The organism is Mycolicibacter sinensis, assembly GCF_001673565.1.
In the GTDB taxonomy this organism is placed as follows: domain Bacteria; phylum Actinomycetota; class Actinomycetes; order Mycobacteriales; family Mycobacteriaceae; genus Mycobacterium; species Mycobacterium sinense_C.
In genome coordinates, this window is the sequence record NZ_LZMF01000015.1 from 1 (window position 1) to 17,371 (window position 17,371).

Annotated in this window: 13 protein-coding genes and 1 pseudogene; 11 read left to right on the plus strand and 3 right to left on the minus strand. The window is 69.8% G+C overall.

Annotated features, from left to right (window positions below):
* Positions 1 to 54 precede the first annotated feature (54 nt).
* A pseudogene (locus tag A5648_RS02490) lies at positions 55 to 618 on the plus strand (RDD family protein); the annotation flags it as partial.
* Positions 615 to 1,775, plus strand: a complete 1,161-nt coding sequence (locus A5648_RS02495) for a cystathionine gamma-synthase (RefSeq protein ID WP_065023037.1) — start codon at positions 615 to 617, stop codon at positions 1,773 to 1,775. The pseudogene A5648_RS02490 and the gene A5648_RS02495, both read left to right, overlap by 4 nt.
* Before the next feature lie 9 nt (positions 1,776 to 1,784).
* On the opposite strand, the gene greA is transcribed toward A5648_RS02495, so the two are convergent.
* Together greA and A5648_RS02505 are read right to left on the minus strand one after the other, a co-directional pair.
* On the minus strand, positions 1,785 to 2,279 hold the full coding sequence (greA, locus tag A5648_RS02500) for a transcription elongation factor GreA (protein WP_065023038.1): 495 nt from the start codon (positions 2,277 to 2,279) through the stop codon (positions 1,785 to 1,787).
* A gap of 118 nt (positions 2,280 to 2,397) precedes the next feature.
* Entirely contained in the window at positions 2,398 to 2,820 is a 423-nt protein-coding gene (locus tag A5648_RS02505; protein WP_065023054.1) for a DUF4307 domain-containing protein, read from the minus strand.
* A 113-nt stretch (positions 2,821 to 2,933) separates the two neighbouring features.
* Here A5648_RS02505 and mca point away from each other — a divergent pair, with 113 nt between their 5' ends.
* The 5 genes from mca to A5648_RS02565 all read left to right on the plus strand — a co-directional run bounded on the left by mca (position 2,934) and on the right by A5648_RS02565 (position 13,445).
* Entirely contained in the window at positions 2,934 to 3,806 is an 873-nt protein-coding gene (gene mca / locus A5648_RS02510; protein WP_065023039.1) for a mycothiol conjugate amidase Mca, read from the plus strand.
* On the plus strand, positions 3,803 to 4,057 hold the full coding sequence (locus A5648_RS02515; RefSeq protein ID WP_064856961.1) for a hypothetical protein: 255 nt from the start codon (positions 3,803 to 3,805) through the stop codon (positions 4,055 to 4,057). Before mca ends, A5648_RS02515 begins: the two co-directional genes overlap by 4 nt.
* Positions 4,058 to 4,062: 5 nt before the next feature.
* Complete coding sequence (locus A5648_RS02520; RefSeq protein WP_065023040.1) at positions 4,063 to 6,054, plus strand: thioredoxin domain-containing protein; 1,992 nt, start codon at positions 4,063 to 4,065, stop codon at positions 6,052 to 6,054.
* A gap of 453 nt (positions 6,055 to 6,507) precedes the next feature.
* The gene (locus A5648_RS23895; protein WP_428844301.1) at positions 6,508 to 12,945 is read left to right on the plus strand and encodes a PGRS repeat-containing protein; all 6,438 of its coding nucleotides are present in this window, start codon (positions 6,508 to 6,510) and stop codon (positions 12,943 to 12,945) included.
* 116 nt (positions 12,946 to 13,061) lie between these two features.
* Complete coding sequence (locus A5648_RS02565; RefSeq protein ID WP_065023049.1) at positions 13,062 to 13,445, plus strand: nuclear transport factor 2 family protein; 384 nt, start codon at positions 13,062 to 13,064, stop codon at positions 13,443 to 13,445.
* A gap of 9 nt (positions 13,446 to 13,454) precedes the next feature.
* Here the strand turns inward: A5648_RS02565 and trhA are convergent, their stop codons facing one another.
* Positions 13,455 to 14,168 carry a PAQR family membrane homeostasis protein TrhA gene (trhA, locus tag A5648_RS02570; RefSeq protein WP_065023050.1) on the minus strand — a complete coding sequence of 238 codons (714 nt, stop codon included), beginning with the start codon at positions 14,166 to 14,168 and terminating at the stop codon, positions 13,455 to 13,457.
* A 68-nt stretch (positions 14,169 to 14,236) separates the two neighbouring features.
* Here trhA and A5648_RS02575 point away from each other — a divergent pair, with 68 nt between their 5' ends.
* The 4 genes from A5648_RS02575 to A5648_RS23065 form a co-directional block, all read left to right on the plus strand.
* The gene (locus tag A5648_RS02575; RefSeq protein WP_065023051.1) at positions 14,237 to 15,028 is read left to right on the plus strand and encodes a (2Z,6E)-farnesyl diphosphate synthase; all 792 of its coding nucleotides are present in this window, start codon (positions 14,237 to 14,239) and stop codon (positions 15,026 to 15,028) included.
* A 6-nt stretch (positions 15,029 to 15,034) separates the two neighbouring features.
* Positions 15,035 to 16,402 (plus strand): hypothetical protein, encoded by a 1,368-nt coding sequence (locus A5648_RS02580; protein WP_109470663.1) that lies wholly within the window; start codon positions 15,035 to 15,037, stop codon positions 16,400 to 16,402.
* Between the two features lie 100 nt (positions 16,403 to 16,502).
* Complete coding sequence (locus tag A5648_RS02585; RefSeq protein WP_065023052.1) at positions 16,503 to 16,910, plus strand: hypothetical protein; 408 nt, start codon at positions 16,503 to 16,505, stop codon at positions 16,908 to 16,910.
* Positions 16,911 to 16,964: 54 nt separating this feature from the next.
* Positions 16,965 to 17,371, plus strand: a 407-nt coding sequence (locus tag A5648_RS23065; protein ID WP_065023053.1) for a DUF732 domain-containing protein, incomplete at its 3' end; no start/stop codon positions are given.

Here is a 17,371-nt window from a genome sequence, read left to right on the forward strand (position 1 = left end):
CGTCGGGCAGCAGAACGACAACGAGCGCGTCGGGTCCGGCTTTGACGGCCGCTTCCACGGCCGCCACCCGGCAATTACCCGCCTCCGCCACCTGGCAACTTCCCGCCGCCGGCCCCGGGATACGGCTCGGCCGGCAGCCCGGTCGGACAGCTGCCCCAGGAGGCCTACACGTCGTGGCTCACCCGAGTGGGCGCCTACTTCATCGACCTGCTCCCGATCCTGCTGATCTACGGAATCCCGTCGATGATCGCCGGGTCCACGGCGAAGAAGGAGTGCATCACCACCTCGGCGGGGTTCGCCTGCACCGTCACCCCGTCGAGCGCCGGCGCCCTGCTGATGTTCGTCGGGTGGGCGGCGGCGCTGGGCTACGGGATCTGGAACTTCGGCTACCGCCAAGGGGTCACCGGGTCGAGCATCGGCAAATCGGCGATGAAGTTCAAGGTGGTTTCCGAAGCCACCGGCCAGCCGATCGGGTTCGGCATGTCGATCGTGCGACAACTGGCCCACATCATCGACGGCGCCATCTTGTGCATCGGCTACCTGTTCCCGCTGTGGGACGCCAAGCGGCAGACGCTGGCCGACAAGATCATGACCACCGTCTGCCTGCCGATCCGGTGAGCCAGAATCAAGGGCATAGCCCAAAGGGTCTGTCCACCAAGGCGATCCATGCCGGTTTCCGCCCCGACCCGGCCACCGGGGCGGTCAATGCCCCGATCTACGCCAGCAGCACGTTCGCCCAGGACGGTGTCGGCGGCCTGCGCGGCGGTTACGAGTACGCCCGCACCGGCAACCCGACCCGGACCGCGCTGGAGACGGCCTTGGCCGCGGTCGAGCAGGGCCGCTTCGGGCGCGCGTTCTCCTCGGGGATGGCGGCCACCGACTGTGCGCTGCGGGCGATCCTGCGCCCGGGCGACCACCTGATCATCCCGGACGACGCCTACGGCGGCACCTTCCGGCTGATCGACAAGGTGTTCACCGGCTGGGGCGTGGCCCACACCCCGGTCGCGTTGTCCGACCTGGACGCGGTGCGTGCCGCGCTCACCGATCGGACCCGGCTGATCTGGGTGGAGACACCCACCAATCCGCTGCTGTCGATCAGCGACATCGAGGCCATTGCGGCGATCGGCCGACAATCGGGTGCAAAGGTATTGGTGGACAACACGTTCGCCTCGCCGGCGCTGCAGCAGCCGCTGACGCTGGGTGCCGACGTGGTGCTGCACTCGACCACCAAATACATCGGCGGCCACTCCGACGTGGTCGGCGGTGCGCTGGTCACCGACGACGACGAACTCGACGCCGCCTTCGCGTTCCTGCAGAACGGCGCCGGTGCGGTGCCCGGCCCGTTCGACGCCTACCTCACCCTGCGCGGACTCAAGACGCTGGTGCTGCGGATGCAGCGGCATAGCGAGAATGCCACCGCGGTGGCCGACTTCCTCGCCGGGCATTCGGCCGTGGCCAGCGTGCTCTACCCGGGCCTGCCCAGCCACCCGGGGCATGACGTGGCCGCACGCCAGATGAGCGGGTTCGGCGGCATGGTCTCGGTGCGGATGCGCGGCGGACGGGGAGCGGCCGAGAAGCTGTGCGCCGCCACGGAGATTTTCATCCTGGCCGAGTCGCTGGGCGGGGTGGAGTCGCTGATCGAGCACCCCGGCGCGATGACGCATGCGTCGACGGCCGGCTCACAACTGGAGGTTCCCGACGACCTGGTGCGGCTGTCGGTCGGTATCGAGGACATCGACGACCTGCTCGACGATCTCAAGCAGGCACTGGGCTGAGCGTCCGACTCAGGAGTGGTAGGGCTCCGCGCTGACCAGGGTCACCTTGACGGTCTTGCCGCTGGGCACGGTGTAGCTGCGCTCCTCGCCCTCCTTGGCGCCCAGCAGGGCGTGCCCAAGCGGTGAGTTCGGGGAGTACACCTCGAGCTTGTCCTCGCTGACGCCCTCCTGGCGGGTGGCGATCAGGAAGGTCTCGGTGTCGGACTTGTCGCCGTCGTAGAACACCTTGACCACCGAACCGGGCAGCGCCACCCCGGACTGGGTGGGCGCCTCGCCGACCTTGGCGTTGTTGAGCAGCTCCTGCAGCTGGCGGATGCGGGCTTCCTGCTGACCCTGCTCCTCGCGGGCGGCGTGGTAGCCGCCGTTCTCCCGCAGGTCGCCCTCTTCGCGGCGGTCATTGATCTCCGCGGCGATCACCGGACGGTTCGCGATCAGCTGGTCGAGTTCGGCCTTGAGCCGGTCGTGTGACTCCTGCGTCAACCAGGTCACCTGGGTGTCCGTCATCTCACTGTGCTCCTCGTATCGCCGGACCCGGCGAAGCCAGCGGGGTCGACGTCGTTCTAATGCAGCAATACACGGTCCCATGCGGAACCGTGTATCCGTAAAGGGTACCACCGCCAGATCAGGGCGACTTCAGATAACCGGGCACGTCGGTGCCGCAGCCGTAGATGTCGCCCATCATCGGCGGTTGGGACGATTTGACGATCGTCGTCACCTGTACGGTCGCCGACTCCGATGGCGGAACCAGCACCTCACGGCGGCCCGTCTCGCTGCCGTCGCCGGCCCGCACCCGCACGATGCACACCGCGGGCTGGGACGGATCAGATCGGGTCACGCTGATCTTTACCGACACCGTCTGGTCGTCGATCACCTCGTAGCCGTACAGCTCGCCCTTCACGTCGGCGGTGGTCAGCCGCTGATAACCCAGTACGGCGACGCCGGCGGCCGTCGCGATGGCCAGCGCACCCAGCGTGATCGCCAGCAGCCGCCGGGGCAGGGCCCGGCCACGGGTCTCCCCATAGCGGGCCGGCTTGGAGTCGGTCATCGTCGCGGTGTGTCCCATGGTCGCCGGTGGAGTCGGGATCGGTTAACGCGCCCGTCGGACATGGTGGAACGATGGGGGCCGGAAACCAACAGGAACTATAGGGGACTTTGCACATGAGCGGACTGCGGTTGATGGCGGTGCATGCGCACCCCGACGACGAGTCCAGCAAGGGCGCGGCCACGCTGGCCCGCTATGCGGCCGCCGGCCACCGCGTGATGGTGGTAACGCTGACCGGGGGTGAGCGCGGCGACATCCTCAATCCGGCCATGGATCTGCCCGAGGTACACGGCCATATCGCCGAGATCCGCCGCGACGAGATGGCCAAGGCCGCCGAGATCCTCGGCGTCGAGCATCACTGGCTGGGTTTCCTCGACTCCGGCCTGCCCAAGGGCGACCCGCTGCCGCCGCTGCCCGAGGACTGCTTCGCCCTGGTGCCCCTGGAGGTGTCGACGGAACGGCTGGTGCAAGTCGTCCGGGACTTCCGGCCGCATGTGATGACCACCTACGACGAGAACGGCGGCTACCCGCACCCCGACCACATCCGCTGCCATCAGGTGTCGGTGGCCGCGTTCGAGGCGGCCGGCGACTTCCGCCGCTACCCGCAGGCCGGCGAGCCCTGGACCGTCTCGAAGCTGTACTACAACCACGGCTTCCTGCGTCAGCGGATGCAGTTGCTGCAGGACGAGTTCGCCAAGATCGGCCAAGTCGGTCCGTTCGCGCGGTGGCTGGAGCACTGGCAGCCCGACCATGACGTGTTCGCCGACCGGGTGACCACCCGGGTGGAATGCTCCGCCTACTTCTCCCAGCGCGACGACGCGCTGCGCGCCCACGCCACCCAGATTGACCCGAACGGCGACTTCTTCGCCGCTCCGATCGAGTGGCAGCAACGCCTGTGGCCCACCGAGGAGTTCGAGCTGGCCCGGTCTCGAGTGCCGGTTATCCTGCCGGAGACCGACCTGTTCGCCGGGATCGAGGACGCCCCATGAATCATGCTGTGCTGACCGCGCTTTGGATCTTGGCCGACGACGTGCCCCGGGACACCGGGCCGGACTTCGGCAAGGCCAGCCCGTTCGGACTGCTGGTCATCGTGCTGCTACTGCTCGGCACCTTCGGGCTGGTCTGGTCGATGAACCGGCACCTCAAGAAGGTGCCGGAATCCTTCGACCGGGAGGATCCCGCGGCCGATCAAGCCGCCGACGAAGGCACGTTGGACCCAGGACCGGACTCCGCGGGTTAGCCCCCATGGCCAATCGTCTCGCGGAGTCCACCAGCCCCTATCTGCGCCAGCACGCCGACAACCCGGTGCACTGGCAGGAGTGGACGCCGCAGGCGTTGGCCGAAGCCGCCGAGCGCGACGTGCCGATCCTGCTGTCGGTCGGCTACGCGGCCTGCCACTGGTGTCACGTGATGGCGCACGGGTCGTTCGAAGACGCACACGTGGCGGAAGTGCTGAACGACGGCTTCGTGTGCGTCAAGGTCGACCGGGAGGAGCGCCCGGACATCGACGCGATCTACATGAACGCCACCATCGCGCTCACCGGGCGCGGCGGCTGGCCGATGACCTGTTTTCTGACCCCCGACGGCCGGCCGTTCTACTGCGGCACCTACTACCCGAGAGACACCTTCCTCAACCTGCTTTCGGCGATCACCGACACCTGGCGCAACCGCCGCGACGAGGTCGAGGACGCCTCCGACCGCATCGCCGAGGAGTTGCGTTCGATGGCCGCCGGACTGCCCGGAAACGGACCTCCCGTCGACGCGATGCTGTGCGACGGTGCGGTGGCTGCGGTGCTGCGCGACGAGGACACCGAACACGGGGGCTTCGGGGGCGCGCCCAAGTTCCCGCCGTCGGCGATGATGGAAACCCTGCTGCGCCACTACGAACGGACCGCAGCCCGCCCGGTGCTGGATGCGGTGGCCCGGGTCGGCGCGGCGATGGCCCGCGGCGGCATCTACGACCAGCTCGCCGGGGGCTTCGCCCGCTACAGCGTCGACAATGCTTGGGTGGTACCGCATTTCGAGAAAATGCTGTACGACAACGCGCTGCTGTTGCGGGCGTATGCGCACTGGGCCCGGCGCACCGGTGATCCGCTGGCCGTCCGGGTGACATCGGAGACGGCCCGCTTCCTGCTGGACGAGCTTTCCGAGGGCGGCATGTTCGTCTCCTCGCTGGACGCCGACGCCGACGGTCGGGAGGGCTCAACGTATGTGTGGACCGCCGAGCAGCTGACCGATGTGCTCGGCGATGACGACGGACGTTGGGCCGCAGACGCTTTCGGTGTCACTCCGAGCGGGACGTTCGAATCCGGCACGTCGGTACTGCAACTCCGGGCGGACCCCGCCGATCTCCAACGGTTCGGGTCGGTGCGGAAGCGGTTGCTGGCCGCCCGGCGCTCCCGGCCGCAACCCGGTCGCGACGACAAGGTGGTCACCGCCTGGAACGGCCTGGCGATCACGGCGTTGACCGAAGCCGGTGTGGCGCTGGGAGATCAGGGTCTGATCAGCGCGGCCCAGGACTGCGCCGCAGCACTGATCGGCCTGCACCTGGTGGACGGGCGGCTGCGCCGGGCCAGTCTCGGCGGCCAGGTGGGGGACAGCGCCGCAATCCTGGAGGACTACGGCGCGCTGGCCACCGGGCTGCTCAGCATCTACCAACTCGACGGCGACCAGCGGTGGCGCGACACCGCCGTCGGCCTGCTGGACACCGCGCTGGCCCGCTTCGCCGACCCGACGCAGGCCGGACGCTGGTTCGACACCGCCGACGACGCCGAGGCACTGGTGCTGCGCCCCGGCGACCCGCTGGACGGGGCCACCCCGTCGGGGGCGGCGCTGATCACCGAGGCGCTGCTGACCGCGGCGCACCTGGTCGGCGCGGACCGCAGTGAGCGCTACCGGCAGGCCGCCGCCGACGCGTTGGCGGCGCACAGCGCGCTGCTGGGCCGCGCTCCGCGCTCGGTGGGGCATTGGCTCGCCGTCGCAGAGGCCTACATCCGGGGCCCGCTGCAGGTCGCGGTGGCCTGCCAGAGCCCCGACTCGGCGCTGCTGGCCGATGCGCGCCGCCTGGCGCCCGGCGGGGCGATCGTGGTCGGCGGTGCGCCCGGCTCGTCCGAACTGCTGATCGGGCGAGAGCGGGTCGACGGCGCCGACGCCGCGTATGTCTGCCGTGGCCCGGTCTGTGACCTGCCGGTGGGCAGCGCGGAGCAGTTGGCTGCGGCGCTGGGTGTGCGTATATAGCACCTCTCCGGAATCAAGTCTAAAAACATCCGCAACTGTTGACCTTCAGGGAATCAACGTTTACTTTCAGGTGTCCTGGAAAGTCGGGCCAGCTAAAGGGCAGGCAATGCTTGGAGATTTCACAGGCAAACCTGAGGGGGTCACGTGCCGGGTCAGCTTCGCGCCGAGGGCGTTTGTCGGCGGTCGGCCAGGAAGGCCGGTCGGCGTACGCACACCATGGGTGCTGGAACCGTTGTCGGTACGTTCTTGGCTTTCGGATTGCCCCCTCTGTCGAGCGCTCCAGCGCGCGCAGACTGGGCTGATCTCGATTGGCTGGTAGACATCGTCAGCCCCGCAGGGACGACTGGTCTCGACCTTGGTTGGCTCACCAACGGCTTTGAGCTTCCAGGTGGGAATGAGCCCGGGATCCTGGTGGCCGACGACCCGGGTTCGTTCGGTCCTCTATACGAGTCCTTGCACGATGCTGTCCAAAGTTGGATCGCCAGCGATTTCGGTCAACAGGTTGATGGCTTTATCAACACGTTGGCCGGCCAACTCGTAATCGGCAACGGCGCCGACGGAACCGCCGAGCACGTCGCGGGTGGTGCCGGCGGATGGCTGTTCGGCGACGGCGGCGCCGGCTACGACAGTACTGAGGCTGGCGTCGCGGGGGGCGCTGGTGGCGCGGCGGGCCTCTTCGGCAATGGCGGCGCCGGGGGTGCCGGCGGTGCCGGGGGCTTTGGCGGCAATGGCGGTGCCGGCGGCTGGCTGATGGGCAGCGGTGGTGCGGGAGGCGACGGTGGGTCCGGTACCAGCGGCGCCGACGGTGGAAACGGCGGCTCCGGCGGCGCCGCCGTGGCTTGGCTGTTTGGGGACGGCGGTGCAGGGGGCGCCGGCGGTGCGGGCGGTGTCGGGATTCAGGGACATGTTGGCGCCAACGGACAAACCGGAGGCAACGGCGGTGCAGGCGGTCTCGGTGGCTCTAGCGTGTCGCTTCAAGGCGCCGGTGGCGCGGGTGGTCTCGGTGGAATTGGTGGCAATGGTGGTGCCGGCGGGCAAGGGAACGCCGGCGCCACAGGGGATTTCGCAGTCAACAGCGGTACGGGCGGCCACGGCGGGCTAGGCGGGAACGGCGGCACGGGTGGCAACGGGGGCGCCGGTGGGCTCGGTGGCGCCTCTGCCAATGGTGTGGTCGGTGTCGCAGCCAGCGGGGGCAACGGCGGCGCCGGTGGTGATGCCGGACTGGGAGGCACCGGCGGCGTCGGCGCAGCCGGAACCGCAGCCCACATCCACGGCGGAACCGGTGGTAACGGCGGAAATCAGGGTCAGGCAGGCGTCGGAGGGCACGGCGGTGCCGCAGGTTCCGCGGGCCATGGCACCGCTGGGATCAGCGGGGCTCACGGTTCGGCAGCTACCACTGGCGGCAACGGCGGTGACGGCGGTGCCGGCTTCAGCCCTGCTACGGCAAGCGAATTCGCGGGTAATGGCGGCACCGGGGGCACCGGTGGCGCGTATGGCAACGGCGGCAACGGTGGCGTTGGGGGGCAGGGCGCAGACGGCGTCAACAGCGCCGGCGGCGCCGGCGGGCAGGGTGGCCAAGGCGGAGCAGGTGGCGCCGTTTCAGGCGCAGGAGGCAACGGCGGCAACGGCGGAGCAGGCGGTGCTGGCGGCTCCGGCGCGCAGGGCGCGACGGGTGCCACTGGCGTCTCTGGGGTTGAGAACGGCCAGGGCGGTGACGGCGGAAACGGCGGTAGCGGCTATGACGGCGGTGCCGGGGGCCGTGGCGGCAACGCTGGCGTAGCTGCCCACGGCAGCGCCGGGGCCAACGGCGACGGCGGGACCGGTGGAGCAGGCGGAAGCGCCGGCGCGGCAGGCACCGGTGGGCATGGCGCGGCCGGCGTCTGGGGTATAGCCGGCTCGGGCGGCCGAGAGGGTGTTGGTGGGGATGGAGGCGGCGCCGGCACCATCAGCGGAGTCGCCGGTCACGGCGGCGCCGGCGGCGCGGCAGGTAGTGGCGGTAGCGGTGGACAAGCCGGCGGCCACGGCGCGGACGGCAAAACGCCTGCGGTGGGCAGCATTCGGGGCGGCAACGGTGGTGCTGGCGCGGCCGGCGACGCCGCTCATCTCAATGGCGCGGACGGCGGCAACGGCGGGGACGGGGCCAACCCGGGTGGCAGCGGCGGCAACGGCGGAGACGGAGGCGCCGGCTGGCTCACGGGCAACGGCGGCAACGGTGGCAACGGCGGCCGCGGCGCCGACGGTGCTGCCGGGTACACCGACGCCTCCGGCAACGGCACCAACGGCCACATCGGCGGCAACGGCGGCGACGGCGGCAAGGGCGGCGATGGCGGCAGCACTTCCGGCGACGCCGGGAAGGGCGGTAACGGTGGCCAAGGCGGTTCCGGCGGCTCCGGCGGCTCCGGTGCCAGGGGTGCCGACGGCGTTTTGGCAGGCGATGACGGTCAACGCGGCGGCGACAGCGGCACGGGTGCGACTGGCGGAAATGGCGGAAACGGCGGTGCGGGAGGGCTTTCCGCGCACGGGATCGCCGGCACCACCGGTATCGGTGGTAATGGTGGCAAGGGCGGGGCTGCCGGCACTCCCGGAGATGGCGGCGCCGGCGCAGCCGGCGACAGCACGCATCGCGACGGCGGACGCGGCGGCGACGGCGGCGATCCCGGCATAGCGGGTAGTGGCGGAACCGGCGGGACCGGAAGCATTCTCGGCCAACACGGTGCAGACGGTGTGTCGCTGACAGGCTTTGCAGGCAATGGTGGCGCCGGGGGTAAGGGATTCGATGCCACCGCCGCCGGAGAAGACGGCGGCAATGGTGGAGTCGGCGGTAACGGCGGTCAGATCGGCAATGGTGGTGCGGGCGGTATCGGCGGTAACGGCAAGGCCGGTGCCCACGGGGAGACCCCGGTCGCTGACCCGGTCGGGGCAGCAGCCGGCGGCTCAGTGGGCGCCGGCAGTATGGACGGTAGCGGGGGTGTAGGCGGCCGGGGAGCGGATGGCACCACCCCGGGCGAGGCCGGCGGTATCGGCGGTGCCGGCGGCGTCGGAGCTAACCTGACCGGTGGAAATGCATCTGCCGGAAGCGGCGGCCACGGCGGAACAGGTGCACTCGGGGCTGCTGGCGGCCACGGCGGTGACGGCGGCCGCGCCGCCATCGCCGTCGAAAGTGCTGACCAGACCGCCAACGGTACCGCCGGTAACGGCGGCAACGGTGGGGACGGCGGGCCGGGCGGCGCCGGTGGCGACGGCGGCGTCGGCGGTGATGCCTACATGATGGTTTCCGACGGCCATGGCGGCTTCTCCAATTCATTCCTCAGTGGCATCGGCGGTAACGGGGGTGACGGCGGTAACGGTGGCATCGGCGCTGATGGAGGTAACGGTGGGAGCGCCGGTGCGGGTACTAACGGCGCTGCCGGTGGGAACGGCGGCAACGGCGGTGACGGCGTGGCAGGGCAGGCCGGTGGCGCCGGCGGCGCCGGAGGGGCGGGCGGCAATGGCGGCTCGATTCGTGGCGACGGCGGAGCCGGAGGCATCGGCGGTACGGGCGGAAGCGGCGGCAACGGATCCAGCGGCGGCAATGGTGGTAACGGTGGCAACGGCGGCACCTGGATCTCCACTGCCGGTTCCCCGTACGCCGATGGCGGCGTAGGCGGCACTGGCGGTGCAGGCGGGGTCGGCGGTAACGGCGGGGCTGGCGCTGACGGTGGTGCTGGCGGCGTCGGTGGGGCCGGCGGTACCGCGCTGGGGTCCGGCAATGAGGGCACCGACGGCAGCCATGGAGCAGGCGGGGCTGGTGGTAACGGCGGGAGCGGCGGAGTGGCCGGCAACGGTGGCAATGGCGGCAGCGGTGGGGGCGGCGGCGCGCTGGTTGCCGGGAACGGCGGCGCCGGCGGTGAAGGCGGCCGAGGCGGTGAAGTCGGACAAGGCGGTGCGGCCGGCGTAGGCGGCGACAGCGGCAATGGCACCCGCGCAGCTAACGGCACAGCTGGGGAATCAACAGCCGGCGGTGGCAATGGTGGAAATGGCGGCAACGGTGGAAGCAGCCCGTACGGTGGGTCTGCTGGTGCCGGCGGCCGCGGCGGCGACGCCGGGTCGGTAGGCAATGGTGGAAATGGCGGCCACGGCGGCGGCAGCCAAGGCGGTGCTGCTGGCGGTGCCGGCGGCCGGGGTGGTGACGCCGGGTCGGTTGGCAATGGTGGAAACGGCGGCAACGGCGGAAGCAGTCAAGATCGTGCTGCGGACGGTGCTGCTGGCGGTGTCGGCGGCGCCGGGGGCACCGGCGGGTCGATAACGGGCAACGGCGGCAACGGCGGCAACGGCGGCGACATGAGAACGGGGATGTTCTATACCGACCGGGCTGCTGATCCAGGCGGTGCCGGAGGCGATGGTGGCGCCGGCGGCGCCGGCGGCGGAATCGGCAACGGTGGCGCCGGCGGCAACGGTGGCCGCGGCGGCGGCGGTGGTTTGGACACGACGCACTACCGGGAAATTGGACGCGCCTTTGACAGCGACGGCAGTGACGGGGGTGCCGGCGGCGCCGGCGGTAACGGTGGTGCTGGCGGCGCTGGCGGCACAGTCGCCGGTGATGGTGGCGCGGGCGGACAAGGCGGTGCCGGCGGTTCGGGTGGCATCGGTGTCTGGGGCGGCCACACCCCGTGGACTTGGTACTACGGGTGGACTTCGGCGGGCGGTCGCGGCGGTGACGCCGTGCCGGGAAGCGGTGCCAACGGCATGGACGGTCTTGACGGCGGTGACGGCGGTGACGGCGGTGCAGGCGGCGCGGGCGGAAATGGCGGCCTGGGCGGGACCGCGGTCAACGGTGCCCAAGGTGCTGGCGGCGCTGGGGGCGTCGGCGGCACCGGCGGGTGGGCCGGCGCCGGAGGTGTGGGCGGTCCCGGCGGAAACGGCGCCGGCGGGGGTACCGGACTCACCGCCGGTTCCGGGGGCAACGGCGGCAATGGCGGCCAACCCGGTTCGCTAGGGGAGGGCGGCGCCGGCGGAATAGGCGGCGACGGGGTACGAGCCGCCAACGGCGCTGACGGTGACCGCTACCTTTCGTTCGTCTTGGACTCGGGAAGTCATGCATATCAATTCGGCTCAGTCGGATGGGGTGGCACTGGCGGTAACGGCGGCGACGGCGCAGTCCTCGCCGACGGCACCCTTCAGGCCGGCGGCACTGGCGGTAACGGTGGTCACGGCGGCGACGTTGGTGGCGCGCTGGGCGACGGTGGTCTCGGCGGCAACGGCGGAAACGGCGGCAACGGTTCGGTCGGTGGTACGGGCGGGCTCGGCGGAAGCGGAGGCAGCGCTGGCGCCCTGTCGGGTGATGGCGGCGCTGGCGGCGCCGGCGGGACCGGCGGCGTTGGCGCGAGCGCGTCGGGCGCTGGCGGAACCGGCGGGAATGGTGGCGACGCTGGCCGGGTCGGTAATGGTGGCCTAGGCGGAGGCGGCGGTACCGGAGGCTCGGGTGCGAACGGAGACATCAACCGCACCACCGGCAACGGGACACAGGGCCATGTGGGTGCGGCGGGCGGCAACGGTGGTATGGGCGGCGCCGGTGGCAGCACTTCGGGTGATGGCGGCACCGGTGGTAACGGTGGCACCGGAGGCGCTGGTGGTACCGGTGGTGCGGGGGTCAAGGCTACCGACGGCATACGGATAGGCGACGGCGGCGTCGGTGGTACTGGTGGCACCGGAGGCAAAGGTGGCACTGGTGGCACCGCCTTACACGGAAGTGATGGCGACGGTGGCATAGGAGGCAGCGGCGGCGCCGGTGGCACCGGTGGTGACGGCGCAAGTGGCTACCCAGGCTTCGCGAACGTGGCCACCGAGCACGACGGAACAGATGGTGGAAATGGCGGCAGCGGTGGAACGGGTGGTACCGGCGGTCAAGGCGGCAACTCGAATACGGGAGCCGGAGGGATTGGAGGAAGTGGGGGCGTTGCCGGTACGGGCGGCAACGGGGGCATGGGAGGCTTCGGCGCTGGGGTAACCGTTGCCGGCGTCGACGGTGGAAATGGTGGCAACGGAGGAGGCGGAGGCTACGCCGGTTTCGGCGGCTACGGTGGACACGGAGGAGTAGGCGCGGGCGGTGTCCACGCGGGCGATGGTGCCGATGGCGGCGCCGGACAAGGTGGTGCCGGGGGCGCTGGCGGTGACGGCGGGGATGTCGCTCACAACCATGAAGGCGTCGTCGGCGGGCCCGGTGGTGAGGGCGGTGAAGGCGGCCCCGGCGGTTTGGCCGGACAGCCCGGCCATTCCGGTGCCGAAGATATTGCTCCCAATTCGTTGGAACACTTTTGGAATGAAATCCACAATGTCGGCGATGAGGGATATCGTCTGCAAGAAATTCGTGATGTTGACGGTAATGTTCGATATATTCTGTTCGTCGGCGGAACGACCAACACTGGACAGCAGAATATATTCCAAAATCTACCTGCCACCTCAGGGATGGTTGATGATGCGGCGCTGACGAAATTGCTTGGCAATATCCCATATGAAAATAGGAGCTTGCCCTTTATGCTAGTTGGTTACAGCCAAGGCGGAATGGATGTGCAGAACATTGCGGCGAAAGCGACGCAGTATGGTCTCAGCAATATACAGCAGATTGTGACATTTGGGTCGGCCGTGGGGAAGTACCCCACCGACATCCCGTCCATTCACCTTATGACGAACGGTGATCTCGCGCCTTGGATGATGACGGTAGCCAGTCCCCTCTGGGCCCTCACTCCCGTTGGGGATAATTCGTTGGTTTACTCATCGGACGATTGGGATCCGATAAACGCCCATTGGACCTACGGTGAATTTGCAGCAAAACTTGACCTCGACGGAGGGGTTGCGGCACATCTTGCAGATTTCAAGGGGGCTTATGTTCAGGAATGGAGCAACCCGAAATGAGTAATGTTGGAGGTGTAGTCGCCCAGTAAACGCGCGGGCCGAGCAACTCGGCGAAACGCACGCCGGGTAGGGGCGCACCTGGGCGTTAGCGTCCCAACCCGTGTAACCTGCGCCACATGACGAGCGCACCCGACCGGACCCAGGCGATCACCGAGACCGTCCACCGCTACATCGAGTTGGTCGGCGGCGGCGACGCCGACGATCTGGTCGGGCTGTACGCGAGCGACGCCACCCTGGAGGACCCGGTTGGCGGCGAGGTCCACATCGGCCACCAGGCCATCCGCAACTTCTACTCGGCCATCACCGGCCTGGACCGCAAGGCTGAGCTGGTCACGCTGCGGGTGGCCGGCAACGAGGCGGCCTTCCACTTCGCGCTGACCATCACCAACGGTGACCACCGGATGCGCATCGAGCCGATCGACGTGATGGTGTTCGACGGCGACGGCAAGATCGCCGGGATGAAGGCCTACTGGTCGGCGGAGAACATCACCCAGCTGTAGCCAGGACGGCTAGGACAGCGCGGCGAACCAGATCGCGATGTACTGGCAGATCGCCGCGACCGCGGTGCAGGCGTGGAAGAACTCGTGGTAACCGAACGTCCGCGGCCACGGGTCCGGCCATTTCAGCGCGTACATGATCGCGCCGATGCTGTAGAGCATGCCGCCGACGGTCAGCAGCACCATCGCGGCCACCCCGGCGTTGCGCATGATCGTCGCGATGAAAAACGCTGACACCCAACCCAGCAGCAGATACAGCGGCACGCCGACCCACTTCGGCGCGGTCGGCCAGAACAGCTTCAGCACCACCCCGGCCAGCGCACCGCCCCAAACGATGGTCATCACCAGCCGCTCCTGGGCGTCGTGGTCCATCGCCAGCAGCGCGAACGGGGTATAGGTGCCGGCGATGAAGATGAAGATCATCGCGTGGTCGACCCGCTTCATCCTGACCCGGGTGGCCACCGATTTCCAGGTCACCCGGTGGTAGGTGGCGCTGACCGCAAACATGCCGACCACCGAGATGGTGTAGGCCAGCGTCGCCAACCCGGCCTCGACTCCGGCCAGCGGCCAGGTCACCCCGATGAGCGCGGCCCCGGCGATGACCGCGACGACGGCTGACACCAGGTGAATCCATCCGCGCGCCCGCGGCTTGGTGTGTGCCGCGAGGACGTCCGCGGGCAGGTCACCCGGGTTCGGCTCGGCGATGGTGTCGGTTTGCGTGCTCATCGACCTTTCCCCCGATTCCCGGACGCGATTCGCGGCAACTGCTGCCGATCACAGTAGTCTGGGTTTTTGTGGCGATCATCCCGGCGCGCCTGAAGGAGCCGCTGTACCGGCTCTACGAGATGCGCCTCCGGCAGGGGCTCGCGGCATCCCGGTCGGCGTTGCCGCGGCACATTGCCGTGCTCTGCGACGGTAACCGGCGCTGGGCGCGCGATGCCGGCTACGACGACGTCAGCTACGGCTACCGGATGGGCGCGGCCAAGATCGCCGAGATGCTGCGCTGGTGCGCCGACGCCGGCATCGAGATGGCCACCGTCTACCTGCTGTCCACCGAGAACCTGCAGCGCGACCGCGCGGAGCTCGCCGCGCTGATCGAGATCATCACCGACGTGGTGGAGGAGATCTGCGCGCCGGGCAATCGCTGGAGCGTGCGCACCGTAGGGGACCTGGAGCTGCTGGGGGAGGAGCCCGCCCGCCGATTGCGTGAGGCCGTGGACTCGACCCGCGAGAAGAACGGTGGTTTTCACGTCAACGTCGCCGTCGGCTACGGCGGCCGCCAAGAGATCGTCGACGCCGTTCGCGGTCTGCTCGGCAAGGAATTGGCCAACGGTGCCAGCGCCGAGGAACTCGTCGACGCGGTGACCGTCGAGGGCATCTCGGAGAATCTCTACACCTCGGGCCAGCCGGACCCCGACCTGGTGATCCGTACTTCCGGGGAACAGCGGTTGTCCGGATTTCTGCTGTGGCAGAGCGCCTATTCGGAGATGTGGTTCACCGAGGCGCACTGGCCGGCCTTCCGCCGGGTCGACTTCCTGCGGGCGTTGCGCGACTACAGCGTCCGGCACCGGCGATTCGGGCGGTAGCGGGGAGTGGTTGTGCTGTCGGCGCTGGTTTTCACCCTGAGTTGGTGGCTCGGGATGTACCTGCTGGCCCGCGACCCGCGCAAGCCGGTGCTGGTGTTGGCTGCGGTCGGGCTGTGCGGTTTCGCGGCGGTGGTCGCCGCCGACGCGGTGCGTGCGGTGTGGCAGCCGGTGCTGCTCGGCCGGGTGGAGATCTACCTGGCCGTGATTCCGGGGGTGGCGTGGTTCGCCGTGCTGCTGGAGCTGTCCCGGCCGTGTGACCGCTGGTCTCACCGCGGTCGGGACACCGTGCTCATCGGTGGGGTCGCCGCGGCGGCGCTGGCCGGGGCGGCGTGGGCCGGCAGCGTCGACGGCCCGCTGCGCGCCGGGCACTGGCTGCTGTTCGCGGTGGTCTCGGTGTCGACGTTGGCGGCGATGGTCAAGGCCCTCATCCGGCCCGCCCAACCCGGCTCGGTGCTCGGCGTGGTGATCGTTGCGACGTTGTTCTTCGCGCTGGCCAACGCGATCCTGATCATCCCGCTGGGGGTGGTGCCCAGCGGAATCGCGCTGGCCAGCACCGGCATTGACGTGCTGCTGCTGGGTCTGGCGGTCGCCCTGTGGGACGCCTTCGACGAGGGCCAGGCGCTGCGGCTGGACATGCTGCGCTCGTTTCTGGCCGCCGTCGCGATGGCGGCGCTGCTCGGTGGGCAGGTGCTGATCGGGCTGGCCCTGACCCGAAGCGAACCTGCCGCGCAGACCGCACTGACGGTGCTGCTGTTCACCACGATCGCCGTCGGTATCGAAGTCCAGGTCTTCGTCGACCGGCTGGCCGGGTTCTGGGACCGGCTGGCGTTCTGGCGGTCCCCGGCGTTGCGCGCCGACCGCGCCGCCCTGCGTGACACCGAGGCCGCGCTGGCGCTGCGCTCGACCGGCCCGCTCGACGACGTCGACGAGGAGACCTTCGTGCGGCTGACCCGGCGGGCGTTGGCGCATTACGGGGACCTGTCGAAGCTCGTCGCCAGCCCGCTGACCGCGCTGCCGGCCATCGACGAGCGGTTGGCCGCGCGCGGTGTCCCGGACGCACCGCTGGAACGCGCCAACGAACTCAAGGCGCTGCTGGCAGACCGCATCGCCGCGCTCAAACCGCGCGACGGCGGCGAGTTCGGCACCACCGAACAGTGGCGCTATTACAACGCCCTGTACTTCCCCTACGTGGTCGGAGTGCGCGCCTACGCGCAGAACGCGACCGCGGCCGGGCTGGATCCCACAGCCCGGCAGGCCTGGCAGTGGTTGGTCACCGAGGTGCCGCAGCGCTCGTTGCACAACTGGCAGAACGCCGGCGCCCGGGTGATCGCGGCCGACCTGCGCGGGCGGATGGCGGTTTCGTCGGGCCTGTGACCTGCGCTTGGCAGTGCTTGGCAGTGTCTCGGGTCGATGTGGCAGCGGCCGGCGAGCAACGTCGGGGGTGTTGCTAGTCGAGCCTCGAAGGGAGTTCATCATGACCGCCATCACCACCCGGGTCTTGTCCGACTCGACCGATTCACTGCTGCGGTTCGCGTTGCGCGCCGACGCCGCCGCCACCGGCGTCATCGGTCTGGCGGGGCTGTTCGCCGCCCGGCCGATGGCAGCGCTGATGGGTCTGACGCCGGCCCACGAATACGCGCTGGCCGCCTTCTGCGTGCTCTACGGCGCGGCGGTCTACTTCCTGTCCGCACTGCCGGACGTGCGCCGGGCCGGCGTGGGCGTGATCGCCGCCAATGTGGTGTGCACCGTCGCCGCGATCACGGTGCTCGAAACCGGGGTGCTGCCGTTGACCGGGGTCGGCGTCGTAGCGATGCTGACGAGCGCCGCTTACACCGCGTTCTTCGCGCTCGCGCAGTACCGCGGACTGCGCCGCCTGCCCTGACTCGCGGCCACTGCAGCGTGTCGCCCCAGCCGCCACCGTCTACAGTTCTGTCCCATGATGTGGCGGCTGGCGGCGATGACGCTGATTCCCGGAACCCTGCTTTTCGCCGCCGCGCCGGCACAGGCCGACGAGAAGGGCTATCTCAGTTACCTCGACTCGCGCGGCTTCAAGTATCAGAACAGCCCGGGGCTCATCACGCCGTCCGGCGCGGTGAAGGCCGGCGAGCTCATCTGCCAGAACTTGCGGCGCGGCCGTCCCGCCCGGGATCGGTTCGACAAGAAGATCGCCGACGGCATCCCCAAGCTCATGGTCGACGCCGCGCAGAACGAGATGTGCCCGGAGACCTTGGCCGCCGCCTCGACGCCCACCCCGGCGACGCCGCCGCCGGGCGGCGGCAGGAACTCCGGCGGTGGCGGGAACCCGGGTGGCGGTGGGAAGCCCGGCGGCGGGGGCTCGTCTTC